The sequence below is a fragment of the Paraburkholderia sp. GAS334 genome (assembly GCF_050436625.1).
Lineage (GTDB): Bacteria > Pseudomonadota > Gammaproteobacteria > Burkholderiales > Burkholderiaceae > Paraburkholderia.
Genome location: NZ_JBNDMO010000022.1, coordinates 96,027 through 102,838 on the forward strand (window position 1 = coordinate 96,027; position 6,812 = coordinate 102,838).

Annotated in this window: 4 protein-coding genes and 2 pseudogenes; 3 read left to right on the forward strand and 3 right to left on the reverse strand. The window is 61.9% G+C overall.

The window, feature by feature from the left end; genetic code table 11:
- Positions 1-3: 3 nt before the first annotated feature.
- Both P3T21_RS29565 and P3T21_RS29570 read left to right on the forward strand, forming a co-directional pair.
- Positions 4-1,464: an acyl-CoA reductase gene (locus tag P3T21_RS29565; RefSeq protein WP_429259499.1), complete on the forward strand. Its 1,461-nt coding sequence runs from the start codon at positions 4-6 to the stop codon at positions 1,462-1,464.
- 91 nt (positions 1,465-1,555) lie between these two features.
- Positions 1,556-2,617: an NAD(P)-dependent alcohol dehydrogenase gene (locus P3T21_RS29570; protein WP_429259500.1), complete on the forward strand. Its 1,062-nt coding sequence runs from the start codon at positions 1,556-1,558 to the stop codon at positions 2,615-2,617.
- Between the two features lie 469 nt (positions 2,618-3,086).
- Here the strand turns inward: P3T21_RS29570 and P3T21_RS29575 are convergent, their stop codons facing one another.
- The 3 genes and pseudogenes from P3T21_RS29575 to P3T21_RS29585 form a co-directional block, all read right to left on the reverse strand.
- Positions 3,087-3,869: an SDR family NAD(P)-dependent oxidoreductase gene (locus P3T21_RS29575; RefSeq protein ID WP_429259501.1), complete on the reverse strand. Its 783-nt coding sequence runs from the start codon at positions 3,867-3,869 to the stop codon at positions 3,087-3,089.
- Between the two features lie 135 nt (positions 3,870-4,004).
- A complete protein-coding gene (locus P3T21_RS29580; RefSeq protein WP_429259502.1) occupies positions 4,005-5,690 on the reverse strand; it encodes an AMP-binding protein in 1,686 nt (561 codons plus the stop codon).
- 471 nt (positions 5,691-6,161) lie between these two features.
- A pseudogene (locus P3T21_RS29585) lies at positions 6,162-6,317 on the reverse strand (NAD(P)(+) transhydrogenase (Re/Si-specific) subunit beta); the annotation flags it as partial.
- A gap of 66 nt (positions 6,318-6,383) precedes the next feature.
- On the opposite strand from P3T21_RS29585, the pseudogene P3T21_RS29590 reads away from it, so the two are divergent.
- Positions 6,384-6,641 (forward strand): annotated as a pseudogene (locus P3T21_RS29590) (IS6 family transposase); the annotation flags it as partial.
- Positions 6,642-6,812: the final 171 nt, after the last annotated feature.

Sequence of the window (6,812 nt, forward strand, 5' to 3'; positions counted from 1 at the left end):
GTCATGCAAAAACCCATTGCTCCGATGATCATTCGCGGCAAAATCATCACCGATCATCTGATCGAGGTTGGCGGCCGCGGCGGCGACCTCGCGTTTCTCACGCCGGACGCCCATCATTACATCGACGCATTGCCGCTCGGTAATCCAGCGAAACTGGCGGATCTGTACACGCTCAGTTTCGACGATATTCTCGACTATGCCGCCGCGCTCGGCGAGCGCCTCGATCTGGCGACCAATCGTCACCTGCAGGAGGCGTGCGAACTGTCCTATCTGACGGCGCCGACCACGCCTACGCTCGTCAAGGCCGGCTATCTCGGCCTGCCGCAGATGCTCTCGCGCGAAGCGATCATCGAGGCCGTCGACAGCACGGTCGGCATCCAGTACCTGGAAGGATGGGTCAAGCAGCGGTTGATCGACGGCACCGACCTGGAAGTGCGGTGTTTTGGCTCGCGCGCACTGCACATTGTCGCGGGCAACGCTGCGCCGCTTTCCCTGTTGACGATCGTGCGCAACATGGTGCTGCGTAGCGATGCGATCATCAAGGCGCCGTCCAACGATCCATTCACCGCGCTCGCGATTGCCCGCACCATGATCGACATGGCGCCCGATCACCCGCTCACGAAGCACCTGAGCGTCGCTTACTGGAAAGGCGGCGATCAGGCTTTCGAGCAGCGCCTGTACCAGCCGCAGAATCTGGAGAAGATCGTCGCATGGGGCGGCTTCGCTTCGATGAAGCACGTCAGCCAGTACATCCAGCCCGGCCTCGAACTGATCTCGCTTGACCCCAAGCGCAGCGCCAGCATCATCGGCAACGCGACGTTCGCGAGCGAGGCGAGCATGCTCGAAGCGGCGCTGCGCCTCGCCACTGACATCGGTGTGCTCAACCAGAAGGGCTGCGTCAATGCGCGACTGGTGTACGTGCAAAGCGGCACTGATGAAGCGGGGCTTGAACAGCTCAACATTTTCGGGCGCTACGTTTACGACGCGCTGATGCAGTTGCCCAATAGCGTCAGTACACCGGCAAAGCGGTACGACGGTGTACTGAAGGCCTACGTCGACGCACTGCGCCTCGACGACGAATGGTATCGGGTGATCGGCGGCAAGGACGGCGAAGGCGCGATCATCGTCTCGCAGATTCCCGAGGCTGTGCCGTTCTCCACCGCGCTCGACGACCGCACCGCCAACCTCGTACCGATCGACACCCTCGACGAAGTGATGGATGCCGTCGACTCGTACACGCAGACGGTCGGCATCTATCCGGAGAGCCTCAAGGACGAACTAAAGGATCGCCTGCCGTTGTACGGCGCCCAGCGAATCGTATCGCTCGGCTATGCAGCCGCGATGAAGTGGGCCGCGCCTCAGGATGCGATCGAACCGCTGCGGCGCATGGGCAAGTGGATCTCCAACCAGATCAGTTCGCCCGATACCACGCCGGGGCCGTGGCAACGGCCGCCGGTCAACTAGACCGTCAGGGCCCGGCATCACGCCGGGGCCAGCTCAACGGGGCACCCGTTAGGTCAATCCCTTCTCTTTTTTGTTTCCAACGATCTAAACCATGAGCACCTGTCACGGATTCGGCGCCCACGAGGCCCACGCCCACTTGACCCCGATGCACTTCGAGCGCCGCGCCTTGCGTGCCGACGATGTCGCCATCGACATCGCGTATTGCGGCGTCTGCCACTCGGACGCACACCAGGTCGACAACGACTGGAACAACACCGTTTTCCCTTGCGTCCCCGGACACGAGATCGTCGGTCACGTCACCGCTACAGGCAGCGACGTGACCCGGTTCAAGGTCGGCGACCGGGTAGCCGTAGGCTGCCTCGTCGACAGCTGCCGGCACTGCGCACCCTGCGAGGCAGGCGAGGAGCAGCACTGCGTCGAAGGCCCCACGCCGACCTACAACGGCCGCGACCGGATTACCGGCGAGATCACCTATGGCGGCTACTCACAGCATATCGTCGTACGCGAAAGCTTCGTTCTGCGCATGCCGGCCGCACTCGACGCGCGCCTCGCCGCCCCGCTGCTGTGCGCGGGCATCACGGTCTGGATGCCGATGAGCAAGTCCGGCGTCGGCCCGGGTTCAAAAGTGGCGATAGTCGGCCTCGGCGGGCTCGGCCACCTTGCAGTGAAACTGGCGGCGGCGCTCGGCGCTGAAGTCACGGTGATCACCAGTTCGCCCGGAAAGGTCGATGACGCGCGCACGCTCGGCGCCAATCATGTGTTGCTGTCGAACGATTCGAAGGCGATGCTGGCCGCGGCCAACGCGTTCGATTTCATCCTCGACACCATTCCGATGCGGCACAACGTCAACCCGTACCTGATGCTGCTGGCGCGCAACGGCAAGCTCGTGGTGGTGGGTGCGATCGATCTGCTGGAGCCTGTGCACGGCGCCTTGTTGATGCGCAACAATCGCTCGCTGGCGGGATCGCTGATCGGCGGTATCGAAGCGACGCAGGAACTGCTGGACTTCTGTGCTGAACGCAACGTGCTGCCCGACTGCGAGATGATCGATATCCGCGAAATCGATACGGCGTTCGAGCGGATGCGCGCCAACGACGTGAAGTACCGCTTCGTGATCGACATGGCTTCGCTCAAGGGCGTTAGCGTCGATTGAGTGCTGGGGCCCGGCGCTCGGGCCTGCGTACGTTACGCAGGCCCGCTTCATAGGGGACTTCGAATTCCGCACCGCGGTGAAGGTCCGCCTGACGGCTGGGAGTGAGTGAGGGCGAACCCGGGTGTCGCGGGTCGAAGCGGACCGCCTGTGGATCCAGAAACGAAGTCGTGCTGCCTGCACAGGGGCGACGGTCAGCCCCGCAGGTCTACAGCGCCGTCTTCGGCGGGGTATACGGGTCGGGCGTGCCGGGCGCGATCGGCGGATACTGCCAGCCGCACAGCCCACTTGTGTCGAATTACTATAGAGCCGATGTGCACGCAGCCCCCTAAAAGAGAGGGGGCCGCGTTCGGTTGAATCGATCGACACTCGAAGGGGTGCCTTGGGACACCATGCGAAATAATGTCGTCCCGGCAGCGACACGCGTGAAGTCAGCCCGCCATTTCGCAGCGCGTTATGAACGCGCACGGCATCAGCGCGGTGCCATCCGGAGCGCGCCGTCGATGCGCACGCTCGCGCCGTTGAAGTAAGCGTTGGTCGCGATGCTCTCGATCATGGCAGCGAACTCTTCAGGCCGGCCAAACCGTCTGGGAAACGGCACCGACTGCATGAGCGCCTGCTGTACATGGTCCGGCGCGCCGCGCATCAGGGGTGTTTCGAAGATACCAGGCATGATCGTGTTGACGCGGATGCCGTCGTTCATGAGGTCGCGAGCGATGGGTAGCGTCATCCCGACGATGCCGGCCTTGGACGCACTGTACGCGGCCTGGCCGATCTGCCCGTCCTCCGCCGCCACCGACGCCGTATTGACGATCAGTCCGCGCTCCCCGTCGTCGAGCGGCGACAATGTCAGCATGCCCGCCGCCGATTTCGCGATGCAGCGGAATGTGCCGATCAGGTTGATCTGGAGCGTGCGCTCGAACCGGTCGAGTGGATAGTGCCTGATTTCTCCAGTTGTCTTGTCGCGACTTGCCGTCCTGATTGCATCGCCAGTGCCCGCACAATTGATCAACAGCCGCTCCTGCCCGTTAGCGGCGCGTGCCTCAGCCAATCCAGCGTCGACCTGTACGTCACGGGTCACATCGACGTTGCAGAACATGCCACCAATTTCGCCCGCGAGCGCGCTGCCCCGCTGCACGTCGACGTCGAAAATCGCGACTCGTACGCCTCGCAATGCGAGAAGACGTGCAGTGGCCTCACCGAGACCCGACGCCCCTCCGGTGACGATCGCTGAAATCGTTGAGTCAAGCTTCATGACGAATCACGCTCCAGGTCGGTGGCCCCCTGCGCGCGCCGCGAAAGACTCCTACGGCCGCGTCGAAATCGCCTTCCGTATGCTGCAAAATCAGCGCGCCTCGAACCCGAAGCGCGTCTAGCCCACATCCGCAATCTACCGCGCTTCCAGAACGACCGTCTGTCCAAGGCGTGCCCAACCTTGCGCCCGCTTCAGATAGCAATCTTCGATGACACTACGCCTGATCTTCAGAGTCGGTGTCAGAAAGCCATTATCGATAGACCAACTGTCATGAATAACCACCATGCAGCTCAGACGCTCGTGATCTTCGAGCGTCGCGTTCACACTATTGAGCAAGGCCTGAAATTCGGACAACAGCGATTCGCGCGCGTGATGATCCTGCAGTTCCCGCTTCGCATCGGGATTGAGCGTCACGAGGACGAATGGCTGCGGATGTCCGGGGCCGGTGACGCAGACCGCCTCCAGCGCGGGGTGGGACAGCTTGTTTTCGATCGGCACCGGGGCAACGTATTTTCCCTTGCCGGTCTTGAACAGCTCCTTGACCCGACCGGTAATCTTCAGGCGGCCGATCTCGTCCAGTTCACCCCGATCGCCGGTCATGAAGAAGCCATCGGCGGTCACGCTTTGCTGGGTTAACTCGGGTTCCTGGTAGTATCCAAGCATCTGCGTGGGCGTCTTGATCAGGATCTCGCCATTGTCCGCGATCCGGCACTGCACACCGGGGAGCGCCTGCCCGCTGTAACCGAGCCGTACCTGCCCCGGCCGGCTATAGTGCGAGTACGAAAGATTCTCCGTCATGCCATACACGTCAAGCAATTCGAGACCCAGTTTGCGATACCACCTGACGATTTCTACCGGCAACGGCGCCGAGCCGGTAAAGGCGATCCTGACGGCGTCGAGTCCCAGCAGCGCAAGGATCCTCTTCCTCACGACGCGAGAGACGATGGGCAATGCGAACAGCAGCCTTTGCTTCCACAGCGGCAACTTCGCGCATGCGCCCAGATAAAATCTGGTCCACAGACGTGGCATCGAAATGAACAGCGTGGGCCGGGCTCGCTGCAAATCCCGCGCGAACGACTCAAGACTGTCGTTGAAGTACACGCGGCAACCGTGGCAAAGCGAATTCGACTCCACGAAACAACGTTCGGCGGCATGCGCCAACGGCAGATAGGACAGCAGGCGATCGCCCGTACTAAACGAGCTAAACGAGCCGGCCCCTAACGCGTACGTCATCATGTTACCGAAGCTGTGCATCACACCTTTCGGCCTTCCCGTACTGCCCGACGTGTACATGATGGTGGCGAGCTCGCGTGGCTCCGGCAGGCTCACTACCTGCAGCGCCTGCGTGCTCGCGATGAGGTCGTCCCATTGCGGCATGCCGTCATGCCCGGACATCGGCAAAGCAACAGTCAGCAATTGCGCCGGCGCGGCTTCACGAATCTCTTCCCATCGTTGCGGGCCGCCATCGAGTCTGCCGACGAACAGCAAGCGGGCGCTGCAGTGTTCGAAGATGTAGCTCGCGGAGTCCGCACTGATGGATGGATACAACGGCACAGATACATGCCCCGCCATCCAGATCGCGAGATCGGCCATGACCCAGTGTGCGCTGTTTTTCCCAAGAATCGCGATATGGCTCTTTGGAGGCAACGCAAGCGAGCGCAGATACACGGCCATGCGCCTCGACTGGTCGCCCACCGCCTTCCAGGTGTAGTCCACAGCCGCTCCGTCGAGGCATGGCTGAGTCAGATAGACCGCATCAGGCTGGGTCCGCTCCCAATGCAGAAAGGCATGCACCAGCGTGGTCGAATTCATATCATTCATGCGTGTCCCCAAAATTCTTCTGATGAGCGTCGTCCGGATGCGTGCCTTGCAAGCAACAACGTCGTCTTGCAATCGCGGCGGCAGGTGTGCGTCGGATTCCAATGCGTATCGCTCAGTCGCCCGGCGGCGCGGGTTCGGTTCGTCCGGTGGAAAGTGCGGAGGAATCGGGGTCGAGCTTGCGGCATTGAAGGCGTCGCCTGTGCGCCAGTCAATCCATCGGTTGCCGCTGCGTCCGCTGTTTGATCGCGGTGACGCGCACGCCGGCAACGGGACGGCCTGCGCGTGAAGCGCTTCGCTGGACCCGTGATTCACGCTGCTCTGACGAGCCGGTACTGGACGATCATAGGTACCCCGCCGTTGCTGCGCCCCTTTCCTTTCGAGGGGCACAGGCTGACGTACCTCGACAGGATGGGTAGCCGGTTCCTCGACGCCGCAGTCACCTATCGGCTCACAAGAGTCAGACCCAGCCACTCACGCCGCCGACTTCACCATATCCTCGATCACCTTCTTGGCGTCGCCGAAGACCATGATCGTCCTGTCCATGTAGAAGAGGTCGTTGTCGAGCCCGGCGTAGCCCGCCGCCATCGAGCGCTTGTTGACGATCACAGTCCGCGCCTTGTAGGCCTGGCTGTGGTGCAAATAGCGATCAACGAATCGGGTAGAGTGTCGAGCTGATCGATTTGAGGAGCCGCGATGAGCAGGCTGAAGAGTTTGGACGGGCTGTTCGCCGGCCGTCACTTTGATCGTGACGTGATCATTCTTTATGTGCGCTGGTACCTGCGCTACAAGCTCAGCCTGCGGGATCTGGTCGAGATGATGGCCAAGCGGGGTTTGTCGCTGGCGCACACCACGATCATGCGTTGGGTGAAGCGTTTTACGCCGGAGTTCGTCAAGCGCTGGAATCGTTTTGGCATACCCACAAGGCGGTCATGGCGTGTTGACGAAACCTACCGTACGCCCAGCCAACGTAGCCCGCCCACACGGGGGTGAAGTTGCTTGAGCATGTTTGGAATGCAGGACCCGGTGGTGAAGTTGCGGTACCGGGGCATGCCCTTTCTCTGCTGCGAGAGAAAGTGAGCCGAAGCGGCGGTGACTTGCTGGACACTGGCAAGGTGACGAAGT